The organism is Burkholderia sp. Tr-20390 (genome assembly GCF_017104595.1).
GTDB lineage: Bacteria > Pseudomonadota > Gammaproteobacteria > Burkholderiales > Burkholderiaceae > Burkholderia.
Genome location: NZ_JAAGPC010000056.1, coordinates 1 through 15,422 on the forward strand (window position 1 = coordinate 1; position 15,422 = coordinate 15,422).

A 15,422-nucleotide genomic window follows, 5' to 3' on the forward strand; every position below is an offset into this window, starting at 1 on the left:
CACGGGCCGGCCAGCACCGCGAGCGGCAGCGGCTCGCCCGCGCGCGGCACCCAGTCCGGCGCGGCGAGCCAGGCGAGCGGTTCGGAAAACAGCAGCGTGCCGTCTTCGCGCGGCGGGTCTTCGCCCGGCTCGTGCCGCACGATCACCGCATCGAACCGGCGTTCGTCGTATTGCGCGAGCAGGTTCGTCGACGTGCCGAGATGCATTTCGAGCGACAACCCCGGATCCTGCCGATGCAGGCTCGTGAGCACGGCCGGCAGGTCGGGCACCGCGACGTGCTCGCTGACGCCGAGCGACAGCCGGTGCGTCCCGGCCGAGATCGCGCCCAGCGCATGATCGTGCGCATCGAGCAGCGCGCGGGCGGCCGGCAGGAAATTCTCGCCGTCGGCGGCCAGCTTGACGACGCGCGGCGTACGCGCGAGCAGCGGCTTGCCGAGGTGGGCCTCCAGCCGCTTCAGCTTCAGGCTGACGGCCGATTGGGTGGTGCCGAGCGCATCGGCGGCGCGCGTGAAGCTGGCGAGATCGGCGACCAGCACGAACGCGCGGACGGCATCGAGATCCAGGACTTTCATTTTCGATGTAAATGGATGAAATATTCATCGATGACTGTTCATTATAGTTCGGCGTGCCTAACCTGACGCTGTGTTTCCGTTCTTCAACGTCAACTTCACCGACAGGAGCAGGACCATGCCATTCACCCGTATCGCAGTGCGCGAAGGCAAGCCGGCCGCCTACCGTGCGGCGCTCGTCGACGGCGTGCATCGCGCGCTGATGCACACGTTCAACGTGCCCGAGGACGACATCTTCATGGTCGTCACCGAGCATGCGGCCGAGAACTTCGTGTTCGGTCGTCACTACCTCGATATCGAACGCAGCGACGATCTCGTGATAATCCAGATCACCGCGAACAACACGCGTACGCTCGAGCAAAAGCGGGCGCTGTACCGGGCGATCGCGGACAACCTCGCGCAGCAGCCGGGCGTGCGGCAGCAGGACGTATTCATCAGTCTTGTCGAGGTGCTGAAGGAGGACTGGTCGTTCGGCAACGGCCTCGCGCAATACGCCGTTTGACCTGCGACAGCACGACAGGGCCAGATCGTCGCCTGCGAATTTGGGCGACGTGTACTATGGAAGCAGCTTCACGGTCGACGCCGGCGCGGATGATGCGCCGGCGATTCTTCATGTGCAGGAGCCTCCATGTCGCGTGTGCTGGAAATCGTGTTGTCGCTGTCGCTGGAAGGGTGGCCGGTCAAGGCCGCGAGTCGCGCCCGGGGGGCGCAGCGTGATTTCGGCGCCGAACTCGTGCGCGCGTGGCGGATCTGCCCGCAGGTCCGGATGCGCCGCGGCCATGAGCGCGTGACGATCGAGCCGTGCCAGATCGAGGAGGCCGAGTCGAGCCCCGGCGCGAGCTGGTGGACGTGGGTCGAGTCGAATGCGCACGGCAGGCGCGTGGTCGCGTCGCGCACGACGGCATTTGCGCCAGGCGTCACGGCGCGCGAACTGTTCGACGCGGAGCATGCGGGCATCGCCGTCGCGATGCCGCTGCCCGTGCCCGAGGCGGCCGCTGCGGCCGCCGCCGATGCACCGGCAGATGAAGTGGACGGCGTCGCGCCCGACGCCGCAGCGCTCCCGGCCCCGAGCGTGCAGCCGGAATCGTCGGCGCTGCGCCTCGTCAGCGAACGGCGGCGCGGGCGCTGGGCCGACGACGGCGGCGTCGTGGTCGAGATGACGCTCGACGACGTCACGCTGCATCGCGGCAGCGAGCCGCCGCGTCGCTTCGTCGAGCTTCGCCTTGCGGCGCCCGACTGGGAGACACTGCCCGCGCGCACCGCCGCGCTGCATGCGCTGTTTGCCGCGGCGCGCGAATTGAGCGGCGCGTGGCCCGCCTTCGTGCAATTGACGAGCGTGATCGATCGCGCATGCGCGGCCGAGCCGGCCGCCGATGGGCCCGTCAAGGCCAAGCCCGTCGACCTGAACGGCGTGCGCACGCAGCGCGCCGCGCTGTTCGCGCTGTCCGGCGACATCACCGCGCAGTGGCTCGGCAACGAGGGCGGGGTGCTCGAGCATGACGATCCCGAATTCGTGCACCAGATGCGTGTCGCGCTGCGCCGCCTGCGCACGCTGATGCGCTTCTTCCCGCGCTTTGCCGACCGCCAGTGGCGCGACACGCTCGGTGTCGACCTGCGCTGGCTTGCGTCGCTGCTCGGCACGGTGCGCGACTGGGACGTGTTCGCGACCGAAAGCCTGCCCGCGCTGATTGCGGCCGACGGCGGCGACGGCGAGTGGAACGGCACGCTCGACGCCGCGCGCGCGCAGTGCGCGGCCGCGCGGGTCGAGTTGCGCCAGGCGCTGCATTCGGCCCGCTATGCGCGGCTGACGCTCGGCTGGCTCGAGTGGCTGAGCTCGCTTGTGCTGCCGTCGGCCGAAGACGGCGACGCGCCTTCGCTGCGGCGCCACGCGACGAAGCGCGTGCGGCGGCTGTTCGGTCATCTGTACGCGTCACCGTCGCTGACGTCGCTCGACACGGCCGCGCGCCATCAGGTGCGGATCGATGCGAAGCGGCTGCGCTATGCGCTCGAATTCTTCGCGTCGCTGGCGTCGCGCCGCACGCGCACCGACACGGTCAAGACACTCGCGCGCGTGCAGAGCGTGCTCGGCGAAGCGAACGACACGATGGTCGCGCTGCAGCACCTCGAAAAATTGGCTGCGCCGCCGTACCAGCTCGGGTTCGTGCGTGGCTACGGCGCGGCGCTCGAGCAGCGCGCGGCGCGCGACGCCGAGACACTGCTGGCCAGCCTGCGGCCGCCGAAGCTCGACGGCAAGCCGGGTTGACCGGCACGCGCTGACTATAATGGCCGCCCGATTTCCCTACGCATCCCGATGACCGACGCACCGCATTCGTTCCCGTCCGCCGAACCGCTCGAACTGGGCGGCGAGCTGTGGCTGCGCGCCGGCGAGCAGACGCTTGGCGGCGCCACGCGCATCGCGTTGCTCGCGGCGATCGGCGACACCGGTTCGATCACGCGCGCGGCGAAGGCCGTCGGCCTCAGCTACAAGGCCGCGTGGGATGCGGTCGACACGATGAACAATCTTGCCGGCGAACCGCTCGTCGCGCGCTCGACGGGCGGCAAGGGCGGCGGCGGCACGACGCTGACGCCGCGCGCCACTTCGCTGATCGCCGCGTTCCGCACGATCGAGCGCGAGCATCGCCGGTTCATCGAGGCCGCGAGCGCGGCCGTGGCCGGGTTCGACGTCGACTGGGCGCTGATCGGCCGGATCGGGATGAAGACCAGCGCACGCAACCAGTGGTTCGGCAAGGTCGCATCGATCGTGCGCGGCACCGTCAACGACGAAGTCACGCTCACGCTGCCCGGCGGGCAGCCGATCGTTGCCGTGCTGACGCACGAGAGCGCCGATGCGCTCGGACTGCAGGTCGGCGCGAACGCCTGCGCGCTGGTGAAGGCATCGTGGGTCGTGCTCGCGGTCGACGATGGCGAACCCGAGTTGAAGGTGTCCGCACGGAATCAGTTGCGCGGCAGCGTGGAAACCGTCGCGGCGGGCGCGGTGAACAGCGAGGTGACGCTGGCGCTCGACGGCGGCGGGACGCTGACGGCCGTCGTGACCAACGACAGCGTCGAGGCGTTGCAACTCGACGCCGGCGAGCGGGCGATCGCGCTGTTCAAGGCGTCGAGCGTGATTCTTGCGGTGACGGGCTGACGAAGCAGGCCGGGCGGCGCGCATCGACGGTCGTGTGACGGGCGGGGCGAAGCCGGCATCGCACAGCGCCTGCACGGCACCGGCTTCGTTTCCGCTTTCAGCCTATGCCGCTACGCGCGGCTTCTCTCAGGCTCCAACCTGCCTGCCACGACCACGGCCTCGCGCGCTCAGGTGACGCGCGTCGGCCACTCGGCGTGCGGCGGAGCCGCCTGCACGCGTCCTTCGCTCAACTGCACGACCTGGTCGCCGAACGCGGCGACGTCGTCGGGGTCGTGCGAGATCAGCACCATCGGGATATCGAGCCGCGCCTGCAGCTCGGCGAGCTCGTGACGCATGCGCTGGCGCATGGCGCCGTCGAGCGCCGCGAACGGTTCGTCGAGCAGCAGGATCCGCGGTTGCGCGACCAGTGCGCGCGCCAGCGCGACGCGCTGTTTCTGCCCGCCCGACAATTGCGACGGATACTGCCCCGCGAGCGCCTCGAGATCGAACGCCTGCAGCCAGTACGCGACTTCCGGCGGCACCGTCTTCGCACGCGGGTTGCGCAGCCCCGACGTGAGCCCGAATGCAATGTTCTGGCGCACGTTCAGATGCGGAAACAGCGCGTAATCCTGGAACAGGTACGCGACGCGCCGCTCACGGGTCGGCACGTCGATGCGGCGCGCGGCGTCGAACAGCGGTTCGCCGTTCAGCGTGATCGTGCCTTCGTCGGGCGACAGCAGGCCGGCGATCGCCTGCAGCGTCATGCTCTTGCCCGCACCGGACGGCCCGAACAGCACGACGCGCTGCGTCGTTGCCGTGAACGACATGTCGAGCGTGAAGCGGCGTTCGGCGTTTGCGTAGGTCTTGCGGATGTCGACGACGAGGCTCATGCGTGCCTCCGTCGAAGCCGCTCAATGGCGAAAGACGATGAACGAGGCGAGCGCATCATGTCAGCTGGTCCCGCCGGGCACGCGACGGCACGAGCCAGCCGGTCGCGAGCAGTACGAGCACGCAGGTGATCGACGTCACCAGCACGAGGAAGTTGGCCGTATTGTCGTCGCCGGCCTGGACGGCCGCGTAGATCGCGACCGACAGCGTCTGCGTGCGGCCGGGCAGGTTGCCCGCGATCATCAGCGTTGCGCCGAACTCGCCGAGCGCGCGTGCGAACGCGAGCAGCGCACCCGCGAGAATGCCGCGCGTGGCGAGCGGCAGCGTCACGCGGAAAAACACCGCGACTTCGCCGAGCCCGAGCGTGCGCGCCGCGCGTTCGAGGTGCGGATCGACGCCTTCGAACGCCGCCCGTGCCGACTTCAGGATCAACGGAAACGCGACGACCATCGATGCGATCACCGCGCCTTGCCACGTGAAGACGAGCTCGATGCCGAGCGTGTCGAGCCACGCGCCGAACACGCCGCGCCGGCCGAGCAGCACGAGCAGGTAATAGCCGAGTACCGTCGGCGGCAGCACGAGCGGCAGCGTCAGCACGGAATCGACGACGTCGCGCAGCGGCGAGCGCCAGCGCGCGAGCATGAACGCGGCCGCGACGCCGAGCACGATGTCGAGCGCGGTTGCCCAGCCGGCAACCTTCAACGACAGCAGCAGCGGTACCCAGGCGTCTTGCATCGCGCTACGCTCACTTGCCCGCGGGCTTGAAGCCGAACGTCGACAGCACGGCCTGGCCCTGCGGCGACGCGACGAAGTCGATGAACGACTGCGCCTGCGCGGCGTGGCGGCTGTCCTTGACCACGGCGATCGGATAGGTGATGGCCGTCTTCGTCGGCACCGTCAGCGCGACCTTCACGCGGCCCGGCATGATCGCGGCGTCGGTGCCGAACACGAAGCCCGCATCGACTTCGCCGCGCGCGACATAGTCGAGGCTCTGGCGCACGTTGGCGGCCAGCACGCCCTTCGCGCTGACGGCATCCCACACGCCGGCCGCGCGCAGCGCGCCTTCCGTGTAGCGGCCGACCGGCACCGATGCCGGGTCGCCGTACGCGATGCGCTTCACGCCGGGCGCGGTCAGGTCGTTCAGCGCCGTCGGCGCGGCGGCCTTGCTGTCCGCCGGCACGATCAGCACGAGCGAGTTCGCCGCGAAATCGCGACGCGTGGCGGGCACGATCACCTTTTCGTCCGCCGCGCGATCCATCGCCTTCTGGTCGGCCGACGCGAACACGTCGGCCGGCGCGCCCTTGGCGATCTGCTGCATCAGCACGTCCGACGCGCCGAAGTTGAACAGCACCTTGGTCTCCGGATGCTGCTTCTCGTACGCGTCACCGACGGCCTTGAACGCGTTCGTCAGGCTGGCGGCGGCCGACACGACCAGTTCGTCGGCAGCGGAAGCGGGCGCGCTGAACGCGATACCGGCAGCGGCAAGCGTGGCGATCGGCAGCAGGCGAAGCAGGGTGCGGCGAAGCGGACGGACGGTTGAGCGCATGGCGGATTCGTTTTGAATGGGTGGAAACCGTAATCGTAATATAGGGCGGGTTATAACGCTCGACATACCGCTCATGCGACGGCGCGCATGTAATGGTCAGACGTGAAAAGTGGCGAACGCGACGGCCGGGTGGCCGGTCACGTACGGAGCGTGTGCGGCGACGATTGGGTGCGCTGCAGCGACGACGGCTGCGAAGCAGGGCGGTAGTTCGGGTTGGCCTTCCAGCGCGCGCGGACGAACGGACGCTCGTGGCCCGACAGTTGCAGCGCCACCTTGGTGACCCAGCGATGTGACGGCACCGTGATGCCGTGCAGCGCCACGGTCACGAGCGCGAGGCTCGCGACGACCGCAGGCACCGACCAGCGGTGCGGCACCGCGCGCCACGAACCGGCGATGAACGCGATCGCGGCAATCGCGCCGACGATGCAGCCGGTGATCGATTCGGACGGCGAATGGGCGTCGAGTGCGACGCGCGACACGCCGACCGCGACGCCGGCCGCGAGCCCGAGCGCGATGCCGGCGAGTCGCACCGGCGTGCGCGTGCGGATCAGCGCCAGGAAAATCGCGACCGGATAAACCGACGTCGACAGCATCGCGTGGCCGCTGAACCCCGTGAAATCCCACTTGCGGATGCCGATCCCCCAGCCGAGGAACGCGATCTTCGTGAGCGCGACCACGCCGATCGCGGCCGCGAGCACGCCGAGCCACGCCGCCGCGCGCTGCCACGAATAGCCGAGCGCCAGCCAGACGGCGATCGTGATCGCGAGCGGCAAGGTCAGGCCGGCGCCGCCGAACGCGGTGATCATGATCCACAGGTGAGACGACAGGTCAAACATCGGGAAGGGGACGAACGAAGGCGGGGAGGATGCTTAAATCAACGCGCGAGCCGGAAAGAACGACTACAACGGATACAAGCGGCGAAGCCCCAGTATAGCGCCGCGTGCGCATGAGCCCCGTTTTTTGCGCGGCCGGGAACGATCCGCATGCAGGAAAAGTCCGAGAAACAATGTTATGGTGCATTGCACAAAGACGAACGATGCATCCGCTGTGGTGCCCCTATTTTTCCTGACTGCGAGCCCGATCGATGACCAAAAGTCTGACCAAGGTGTGGCTGGGCGGCATGAAACGCATGCTGTCTCCTGCCGCCAAGCGCTCGGCGCGCGATGCGCAGCGCATCACACGCGATGCACTCGAGGCTGCGGCCTCCGCCGCCGTATCCGATCTGTCCCCGCCGCGCGAATCGCGCGTGCGACCGCGCGCGGCCGCATGGGCGGCCGGCGAGTGGACGCGCGGCGAACATCCGATGGCCCCCGCGCTCGGGCGCCTCGTCCAGAATCTCGCGTACGGCCTTTACGTGCCGCCTGGCCGCCGGCGTGGCGCGATGCCGCTCGTGGTGATGCTGCACGGCTGCCAGCAGTCCGTCGACGAATTCGCGCAAGGCACGCGGATGAACCTGCTGGCCGACAAGCACGGCTTTGCAGTGCTGTATCCGGAGCAGTCGCTGCGCGCGCACGCGCATGGCTGCTGGCACTGGTATGAAGACACCGACCGCGCGGGCCGCGGCGAGGTGAACGCGGTGGCGTCGCTCGTCGACGCGCTCGTCGACGAACACGGTTTCGACGCGTCGCGTGTCTATGTCGCGGGGTTGTCGGCCGGCGCGGGGCTCGCGTCGCTTCTTGCACTGCACCATCCGGACCGTTTCGCGGCGGTGGCGCTGCATTCGGGCCCGGCGCTCGGCGAGGCGACTTCGGGCATTACGGCGATGGACGTGATGCGGCGCGGCGTGCGCCAGAACCCGGCGGCGGCCGTCGACGCGCTGGTCGATGCCGCCGCGTATCCGGGCATGCCGGCGCTGGTCGTCCAGGGCGACGGTGACCATGTGGTCGCGCCGAAGAATGCCGACCAGCTGACGGTGCAGTTCATGCGCCTGAACGGGCTTGCCGACAGCCGCGGCGCGTTGCGTGGCGGCGAACGGGTCGAGAAGCGCGACGCAGGCGCGCAGATCACCGATGTCTGCCGCGACGGCGAGCCGGTCGTACGGCTCTGTCATGTGAAAGGGCTCGACCATGCGTGGGCCGGCGGCGACGAAGCCGTGCCGTTCCACGCGGCGGTCGGCCCCGATGCGAGCGCGATGATCTGGGCCTTTTTCGAAACCCAGCGCCGCACTGTGGCGACCGAACGACGCACCGTCTGATCGACGCTGGCCAAAGGCTAGGGTTTTCCCTATAATTCGGGAAAACCCTAGTCAAAGAACCTTTGGATTGCGAGATCAACCATGTACCTGCTGAGCCACCTCTTCCTGATGCTGACCAAGAACGCCGAAAAGGCCTCGAAAGAGCGCGCCGACGCGTACCTGGCCGAAGCCACCGACATCTATGATCTCGAATTCCGCATGCGCAAGATCGATCGCGAAGCGGCGATGAACCGCCCGTACACGTTCGGTTCGCGCTAAGGAGCGCAGGGCGGGCAGTCAGGTCCGCCGCTCCGGCGAGTCACGCAGCAGAAAAGGGCGCGTGCGGCACCATGCCGCACGCGCCCTTTTTGCATTCCAGGCCTTGTGTCGCGTCAGACGACCGTCAGGCGCACCGGCACGTTGTTACGCGTCGCGTTCGAGTACGGGCACACGTGGTGCGCCTTTTCGACCAGCGCTTGCGCGTCGGCCTTGTCGAATCCCGGCAGCGATACGCGCAGTTCGACGTCGAGCCCGAAGCCGCCTGCGTCGTTCGGGCCGATGCCGACTTCCGCCGTGACCTGCGTGTCGGCCGGCAGCGCCTTCTTGTCCTGGCCGGCGACGAATTTCATCGCGCTCAGGAAACAGGCCGAGTAACCTGCGGCAAACAGCTGCTCCGGATTCGTGCCTTCCGCGCCCGTGCCGCCGAGTTCGCGCGGCGCGGCCAGCTTCACTTCCAGCTTGTTGTCAGCGGATACCGCGCGGCCGTCGCGGCCACCCGTGCTCGTGGCGCTGGTCTTGTACAGAATGTTCATCGTGCAGCTCCTGTCTGGAAAAGGGAGGAAAAGCGGCCCGGTCGAACGGGGTGTCGCCGGCCACCCACAAACAATAGAACACAAATCATTTGTGTGCAAATGAATTTTTGAAGAAAAGGCCCGACAGTGTCGGGCCGGTTCATCGAGGCTCGGCTGTCAGCGTTCGTTGGCGGCCGACAGTGCGTCGCGCAACTGCTGAAGATTGGCGCGCAGCCGGATCAGGAAGTCGGGCGATTGCTGCATCGCGCAAAAGAGATCGGCGGGCACCGAGCGCGCGCGCTCCTTCAACGCACGGCCTTCCGGCGTCACAAGCACGTTCACGATGCGTTCGTCGGCTGCGCTGCGCACACGCTCGACGTAGCCGAGCGCCTCCAGCCGCTTCAGCAGGGGCGTGACCGTGGCCGGGTCGAGGTCGAGCCGCGCGGCGATGTCCTTCACGGCGATGTCGTCGCGTTCCCACAGCACGAGCATCGCGAGATATTGGGGATAGGTCAGCGACAGCTTGTCGAGCAGCGGCTTGTACGCCTTCGTCATCGCGTGCGAAGTCGAGTAGAGCGCGAAGCAGAGTTGCTCGTCGAGTGTCTGGGGCAGCGGAGGCAGGCGGTCCATGATTCGGGCGGCGCGGCGAACGCGCGAACAATTTGTACGCAAATTATTTTGCGCGCAAAAGATCCGGATGAACAGGGGCGAGCGGGGGCTGCCGGAGGCGGGGGAAGGGCGGGGGCGCCGGGAGGCCACCCGGCGCGGAGAACGGCGGGCCGGCGCCACGCGCCGGCCGGAGAGACTTCAGCGGCCCGACGTGGTGGTCGTCGCACCCGGTTCCTGTACGCCGAAGCAGCCGCGATAGGTCGCGTAGAACGAGCAGTACAGCATCGTGACGATGATGATCGTCACCGGCATCATGATCGTCAGCGCATAGGCGCCGGCGCCGAGCGCCTGCAGCAGCAGCGACAGCGCGAGCGACGTGCCGAGCGCGACGGCGAACCACAGCACGCCGTACACGACGAACGCGCCGCGATTGCGCCAGCAGCTGACGACGCTGAAGAACAGCGCCTTGGCGGGCGGGACGTCATGCCACGCGACCAGCACCGGCGCGAACCAGAACAGCATCGCGACGGGCAGGTAGAGCAGCGTCGCGAAGAACAGCGCGCCGAGCGTGCCTTGCGCGGCGAGCGCTTCCGGCGTCGTGCTGGCTTCGTCCGCCGCGCCCATCATCACGTGGAACAGCGCGCCGCCGTCCACGAACGACGAAGCGGCGAACACGATCACCATCGACGCGACGTAGATCACGCCGAGCACGAGCAGCCGCTGGGTCGCGACGGTGCCGTACGAGCGGAAGCCGTCGACGAGGATCGTCGGCATCACGGGCTTGCCGGCCACCGTGTCGCGGCACGCGGCCATGAAGCCGACCGCGACGCCGGGAATGAATACCAGCGGCAGCGCGGAGCCGATCACGGGCACCATCGATATCAGCGTGATCGCCAGCAGGTACGTGAAGAACAGCGTGATGAACGCGAGCGGGTTCCGGCGGAACAGCCAGACGCCTTGACGGAACCAGACATAGCCCGTTTTGGCGGGCACTTCGATCAGTTGCATGCGGTGTGGATCTCGGGAAGCGCGGGCGTATGCGCGATACGCTCGCGCAGGATGCGTTCGAAATGGCCGGGGTCGTGCGGCTTGAGCATCTCGGCCGCGCGCGGCAGGTAGAAGTCGTACAGGCGCGACACCCAGAAGCGGTACGCGCCCGCGCGCAGCATGTCGCTCCAGTGGCGGCGCTCCTCGGCCGTGAACGGCCGCACGGTCTGGTACGCGCGCAGCAGCGCGTCGGCGCGCGCGACGTCGAGCACGCCGGTCGCGAGGTCGACGCACCAGTCGTTGACCGTGACCGCGACGTCGAACAGCCACTTGTCGCAGCCCGCGAAATAGAAGTCGAAGAAGCCGCCGAGCCGCACGGCGTGGCCGGTGCCGGGCGCCGCGTGCGCGAACAGCACGTTGTCGCGGAACAGGTCGCAATGGCACGGCCCGGCCGGCAGCGCCGCGTAGTCGGCCGACGCGAAGAAGCTGGCCTGGTGCGCGAGTTCGCCTTCCAGCAGCGCGCGCTGCTCATCCGTAACGAACGGCACGATCGCCGGCACGTTTTCCTGCCACCACGGCAGGCTGCGCAGGTTCGGCTGGGTGCGCGGATAGTCGCGGCCGGCGAGGTGCAGGCGCGCGAGCATCTGCCCGACCTCGATGCAGTGCTCGACCCCCGGCGCCAGTTCGGCCGAGCCCTCGAGCTTCGTGACGATCGCGGCCGGCTTGCCGTGCAGCTCGCCGAACAGCGCGCCGTCGTCACGCGGGATCGGATCCGGCACCGGCACGCCGTGGCCGGCCAGATGGCGCATCAGGTCGAGATAGAACGGCAGTTGCTGCGCCGTGAGCTTTTCGAAGATCGTGAGGACGTACTCGCCGCGCGTCGTCGTCAGGAAGAAATTGCTGTTTTCGATACCGGACGGAATGCCGCGGAACGCAAGCACGTCGCCCAGTTCGTAGTGGCGCATCCATTGCGCGAGATCGGAGTCGGAAACAGCAGTGAAAACGGCCATGCGGGATGCGTCAGGTCAGGGTGTCGGCACGCGGGCGGCGTGCGTCGCGACATCGGGTGAAGGGAGGTGGCGCGCGGCGTTCGGGGCCGCGCGCCGCGGAATCAGTAGCGCAGGTTCAGCGACGGCAGGCGCGTGATCGGGATGCCCGCGTCGTGCGGCTTCGGCGACGTGTCGGGCGTCGAGCTCATCTGGTAGCGCGTGCCGAAGTTCGACTTCACGTCGATCTCGACCGGCTTGCCGCGATCGCGGTACTCGGTGACTTCGGTGCCGTTCTTGCTCTTTTCGTGGAAGCTCGGCGTGCGGCGGATGTCGGCGAAGTCGACTTTCGACGTGACTTCGGCGCCCGGCCGGTTGATCTTGCGGAGATCGGGCAGGCCGGCGGCCTCGTTGGCCTCGGCCCGGGCCTGCGCGTCGGCGTCAGGCGTGCCGCCGGCGGCGTAAGCGACGCTGGCGGCGGCAAACGCGGCGGCAGCGGCGACGAGAATGAGCGGCTTCATGATGAGTCTCCAGTGAACCCACCGATTTTAGCAAATACTGCGCCCCATCCGGCCCTCGCGTGCGTAGGGGCAGCCATAAAGGCGACCGGGTTCCGTGGTAATGTCGTCGGATCAGACGAGGTGATGAAAATGAAGAACGATTTGAGCCGCCGGCACCGAGTGCTGACGCCCGAAAGCCCGTCGGTCGAGGCTTTCGACGATCCGATCGCCGCCGTCGCGCGGCTGTCCGCCATTTACGACACGAACACGGGCTTCCTGCGCGACGCATTCGCGCGCTATCGCCGCCACGAATCGATTACCGAGCACGTGCGCGCGTGCTACCCGTTCGTGCGGATCCGCACCGACGTCAACACGCACGTCGATTCGCGCCGCTCGTACGGTTTCGTCGCGGGCCCCGGCGTATTCGAGACGACGGTCACGCGCCCCGATCTCTTCGCGAACTACTATCGCGAGCAACTGCGCCTGCTGGCGAAGAACCACCATGTGAAGATCGAGATCGGCGTGTCGTCGCAGCCGATTCCGATCCATTTCGCATTTCCGGAAGGCATCCATCTCGAGGGCGAGCTCGACCGCGACCGCCTGCTCGCGATGCGCGACATCTTCGACACGCCCGACCTGTCGTATCTCGACGATCGCATCGTCAACGGCACGTTCGAGCCAGCGCCGGGCGAGCCGCATCCGCTCGCGCTGTTCACGGCCGCGCGCGTCGACTTCTCGCTGCACCGGCTGCGCCACTACACGGCGACGTCGCCCACGCATTTCCAGAACTACGTGCTCTACACGAACTACCAGTTCTATATCGACGAGTTCGTGAAGCTGGGCCGCACGGTGATGACGGAGAGCGACGATCCCGAGGTGCGCGCATACCGGAGCCAGTACAGCGCGTTCGTCGAGCCGGGCGATGTCGTCACCTACAACGCGAACCTCGGCAGCGAGCCGGCCGAGGGCAACGCGCCGCCGCGCCTGCCGCAGATGCCCGCGTATCACCTGAAGCGCGCGGACGGCAGCGGGATCACGATGGTCAACATCGGCGTCGGCCCGTCGAACGCGAAGACGATCACCGATCACATCGCGGTGCTGCGTCCGCACGCGTGGGTGATGCTCGGCCACTGCGCGGGGCTGCGCAACACGCAGCGTCTCGGCGACTACGTGCTCGCACACGGCTACGTGCGCGAGGATCACGTGCTCGACGCCGACCTGCCGCTGTGGGTGCCGATTCCGGCGCTCGCTGAAGTGCAGCTCGCGCTCGAACGCGGGGTGGCCGAGGTCACGCAGCTTGATGGCGTCGAACTGAAGCGCGTGATGCGCACGGGCACGGTCGCGAGCGTCGACAACCGCAACTGGGAGCTGCGCGACCATCGCGAACCGGTGCAGCGCCTGTCGCAGAGCCGCGCGATCGCGCTCGACATGGAAAGCGCGACGATCGCCGCGAACGGCTTCCGCTTCCGCGTGCCGTACGGCACGCTGCTGTGCGTGTCGGACAAGCCGCTGCACGGCGAGCTGAAACTGCCGGGCATGGCCGATACGTTCTATCGTGGGCAGGTCGACCAGCATCTGCAGATCGGCGTGAAGGCGATGGAGATCCTGCGCACGAACGGGCTCGACAAGCTGCATAGCCGGAAGTTGCGGAGTTTTGCGGAAGTGGCGTTCCAGTAACGTCGACGGTACCGCGCCGCAGCACCAGCAACGGCAAAGGCCGCACGCGAATGTTGGTTCGCGTGCGGCCTTTTGTTTTTTTGCCAGTGCTTCAGTGCCCGGGCCGAGCGGCCCGGCAATCACGCGCTCAGCACTCACCCTTCTTCGCGTGTCCCGGCGGGCAGTGATAGCCGCGATCGCCGTGGCCGCGATGACGCTGGTAGTCTTCCCACTCGCGGCGTTCCCAGTAGCGGCGGCCGTCCCAGTAGCGGTCGCCATGCCAGCCGACGATCACCGCGGGTGCCGGGGCGACCACGACGGGCGCGGGCGCAACGACGACCGGCGCGGGCGTGCCGATGTTGACGTCGACGTTGACGGCGTGGGCGAGGCCGGACAGCGAAAGGCCGAGGCCGGCGAAGGCAAGGGCGATCAGCGAGCGTTGCATGTTCTTTTCCGTGGTGTCGTTATAAAAGGCCGGCGCGACGCGATGGAAGCGAGGGGGACCGTTCCACCGGGGGAACGCCGCACCGACACATGTAGTGTGCTGGCGCGCGACGGAAAATGCGAGGCGGGGTTGTTACGGAGGATTGCGGCCGGCAGGCGCCGGATGCGGGCGTCGGGCCATGTCATTTGACAATGGCGGCCTGCGTGTGCGGATGATGGCGTGCGCCGCACGGCACCGGCGGCGCGGATTTGACATTCGGCGGCGCGCGGCCACGAAGCGCGATTAATGGCGCGTTACAAAGTGACACGCGGCAGGTGGCGGAATCGCCACGTCTGCCGCGCGGGAGGGGCGCGCCGGCCGTCGGGCCGGCGGTCGTCACGGATGGATCACAGGTAGAACATCCGGTCTTCTTCGGGGCGCGGCGGATGGCCTTCATCGTCCGAACCTTCTTCCTCGCCGCTGTCCTCGTAGAACGCGAGCACCGCGTCGAGCACCTGGTCGGGATCGTCGATCACCTGCATCAGGTCCATGTCTTCCGGATTGATGAGGCCCATCGGAATCAGCTGGTCGCGGAACCACTGCAGCAGCCCCTTCCAGAACTCGCTGCCGACGAGAATGATCGGCACGAGGCGCGACTTCTTCGTCTGGATCAGCGTGAGCACTTCCGACAGTTCGTCGAGCGTGCCGAAGCCGCCCGGCATCACGATCACCGCATCCGAATTCTTCACGAACGTGACCTTGCGCGTGAAGAAATGGCGGAAGCGCAGCGAGATGTCCTGGTAGTGGTTGCCGGCCTGTTCGTGCGGCAACTCGATGTTCAGGCCGACCGACGGCGCCTTGCCGGCGTGCGCGCCCTTGTTCGCCGCTTCCATGATGCCGGGGCCGCCGCCGGAGATCACGGCGAAGCCGGCGTCGGACAGCTTGCGCGCGATCTGCGCGGCGAGCTTGTAGTGCGGCGTATCGGGTTTGAGGCGGGCAGAACCGTAGATGCTGACAGCCGGGCGGATCTCCGACAGGTACTCGGTCGCCTCGATAAACTCTGCCATAATCGTGAACATCTGCCACGATGCGCGCGCCTTCTTGGCCGTCGCGCGTTCTTGATCTGCGAGCGAACGCAGACTCGGAATCACTTTTCTCTTGTTCAT

18 protein-coding genes are annotated in these 15,422 nt (G+C 67.8%); 6 read left to right on the forward strand and 12 right to left on the reverse strand.

Translation table 11 applies throughout. The features are described from left to right. Positions 1 to 572: LysR family transcriptional regulator (locus G3N98_RS17420; protein WP_206132237.1), on the reverse strand; the 572-nt coding region annotated here is incomplete at its 3' end. 115 nt (positions 573 to 687) lie between these two features. Here G3N98_RS17420 and G3N98_RS17425 point away from each other — a divergent pair. The 3 genes from G3N98_RS17425 (at position 688) to G3N98_RS17435 (ending at position 3,717) form a co-directional block, all read left to right on the forward strand. Next, positions 688 to 1,071, forward strand: coding sequence for a tautomerase family protein (locus G3N98_RS17425; RefSeq protein ID WP_089428020.1), 384 nt, complete (start codon positions 688 to 690; stop codon positions 1,069 to 1,071). 126 nt (positions 1,072 to 1,197) lie between these two features. Continuing rightward, positions 1,198 to 2,832, forward strand: coding sequence for a CHAD domain-containing protein (locus G3N98_RS17430; RefSeq protein WP_206148766.1), 1,635 nt, complete (start codon positions 1,198 to 1,200; stop codon positions 2,830 to 2,832). A 48-nt stretch (positions 2,833 to 2,880) separates the two neighbouring features. After that, entirely contained in the window at positions 2,881 to 3,717 is an 837-nt protein-coding gene (locus G3N98_RS17435) for a TOBE domain-containing protein (protein WP_089428018.1), read from the forward strand. Between the two features lie 167 nt (positions 3,718 to 3,884). Here G3N98_RS17435 and G3N98_RS17440 read toward each other — a convergent pair whose 3' ends face one another. The 4 genes from G3N98_RS17440 to G3N98_RS17455 form a co-directional block, all read right to left on the reverse strand. After that, positions 3,885 to 4,586: an ATP-binding cassette domain-containing protein gene (locus G3N98_RS17440; RefSeq protein ID WP_089428017.1), complete on the reverse strand. Its 702-nt coding sequence runs from the start codon at positions 4,584 to 4,586 to the stop codon at positions 3,885 to 3,887. Between the two features lie 55 nt (positions 4,587 to 4,641). Further along, a complete protein-coding gene (gene modB, locus G3N98_RS17445; protein ID WP_069251074.1) occupies positions 4,642 to 5,319 on the reverse strand; it encodes a molybdate ABC transporter permease subunit in 678 nt (225 codons plus the stop codon). Between the two features lie 10 nt (positions 5,320 to 5,329). Continuing rightward, positions 5,330 to 6,130 (reverse strand): molybdate ABC transporter substrate-binding protein, encoded by an 801-nt coding sequence (gene modA / locus G3N98_RS17450; protein ID WP_089432359.1) that lies wholly within the window; start codon positions 6,128 to 6,130, stop codon positions 5,330 to 5,332. Between the two features lie 137 nt (positions 6,131 to 6,267). Then, positions 6,268 to 6,966, reverse strand: a complete 699-nt coding sequence (locus G3N98_RS17455; RefSeq protein ID WP_089428015.1) for a phosphatase PAP2 family protein — start codon at positions 6,964 to 6,966, stop codon at positions 6,268 to 6,270. A 248-nt stretch (positions 6,967 to 7,214) separates the two neighbouring features. On the opposite strand from G3N98_RS17455, the gene G3N98_RS17460 reads away from it, so the two are divergent. Both G3N98_RS17460 and G3N98_RS17465 read left to right on the forward strand, forming a co-directional pair. Further along, positions 7,215 to 8,324, forward strand: coding sequence for a PHB depolymerase family esterase (locus G3N98_RS17460; protein WP_089474420.1), 1,110 nt, complete (start codon positions 7,215 to 7,217; stop codon positions 8,322 to 8,324). An 81-nt stretch (positions 8,325 to 8,405) separates the two neighbouring features. Further along, positions 8,406 to 8,582: a DUF3563 family protein gene (locus G3N98_RS17465; RefSeq protein WP_069251078.1), complete on the forward strand. Its 177-nt coding sequence runs from the start codon at positions 8,406 to 8,408 to the stop codon at positions 8,580 to 8,582. Positions 8,583 to 8,695: 113 nt separating this feature from the next. Here the strand turns inward: G3N98_RS17465 and G3N98_RS17470 are convergent, their stop codons facing one another. The 5 genes from G3N98_RS17470 to G3N98_RS17490 form a co-directional block, all read right to left on the reverse strand. Beyond that, positions 8,696 to 9,115, reverse strand: a complete 420-nt coding sequence (locus G3N98_RS17470) for an organic hydroperoxide resistance protein (RefSeq protein ID WP_011355825.1) — start codon at positions 9,113 to 9,115, stop codon at positions 8,696 to 8,698. A 156-nt stretch (positions 9,116 to 9,271) separates the two neighbouring features. Beyond that, a complete protein-coding gene (locus G3N98_RS17475) occupies positions 9,272 to 9,724 on the reverse strand; it encodes a MarR family transcriptional regulator (protein WP_206148767.1) in 453 nt (150 codons plus the stop codon). Positions 9,725 to 9,901: 177 nt separating this feature from the next. Beyond that, positions 9,902 to 10,711, reverse strand: coding sequence for a BPSS1780 family membrane protein (locus tag G3N98_RS17480; protein ID WP_069251080.1), 810 nt, complete (start codon positions 10,709 to 10,711; stop codon positions 9,902 to 9,904). Continuing rightward, positions 10,702 to 11,700, reverse strand: a complete 999-nt coding sequence (locus G3N98_RS17485) for a homoserine kinase (RefSeq protein ID WP_206148768.1) — start codon at positions 11,698 to 11,700, stop codon at positions 10,702 to 10,704. Before G3N98_RS17485 ends, G3N98_RS17480 begins: the two co-directional genes overlap by 10 nt. A 101-nt stretch (positions 11,701 to 11,801) precedes the next feature. Beyond that, positions 11,802 to 12,197 (reverse strand): hypothetical protein, encoded by a 396-nt coding sequence (locus tag G3N98_RS17490; RefSeq protein ID WP_039358086.1) that lies wholly within the window; start codon positions 12,195 to 12,197, stop codon positions 11,802 to 11,804. 129 nt (positions 12,198 to 12,326) lie between these two features. Here G3N98_RS17490 and G3N98_RS17495 point away from each other — a divergent pair, with 129 nt between their 5' ends. Further along, positions 12,327 to 13,853 carry an AMP nucleosidase gene (locus G3N98_RS17495; RefSeq protein WP_089428010.1) on the forward strand — a complete coding sequence of 509 codons (1,527 nt, stop codon included), beginning with the start codon at positions 12,327 to 12,329 and terminating at the stop codon, positions 13,851 to 13,853. A gap of 127 nt (positions 13,854 to 13,980) precedes the next feature. Here the strand turns inward: G3N98_RS17495 and G3N98_RS17500 are convergent, their stop codons facing one another. Together G3N98_RS17500 and G3N98_RS17505 are read right to left on the reverse strand one after the other, a co-directional pair. Continuing rightward, positions 13,981 to 14,277 carry a hypothetical protein gene (locus G3N98_RS17500; RefSeq protein WP_089474425.1) on the reverse strand — a complete coding sequence of 99 codons (297 nt, stop codon included), beginning with the start codon at positions 14,275 to 14,277 and terminating at the stop codon, positions 13,981 to 13,983. A gap of 386 nt (positions 14,278 to 14,663) precedes the next feature. Beyond that, complete coding sequence (locus G3N98_RS17505; RefSeq protein ID WP_039358092.1) at positions 14,664 to 15,422, reverse strand: TIGR00730 family Rossman fold protein; 759 nt, start codon at positions 15,420 to 15,422, stop codon at positions 14,664 to 14,666.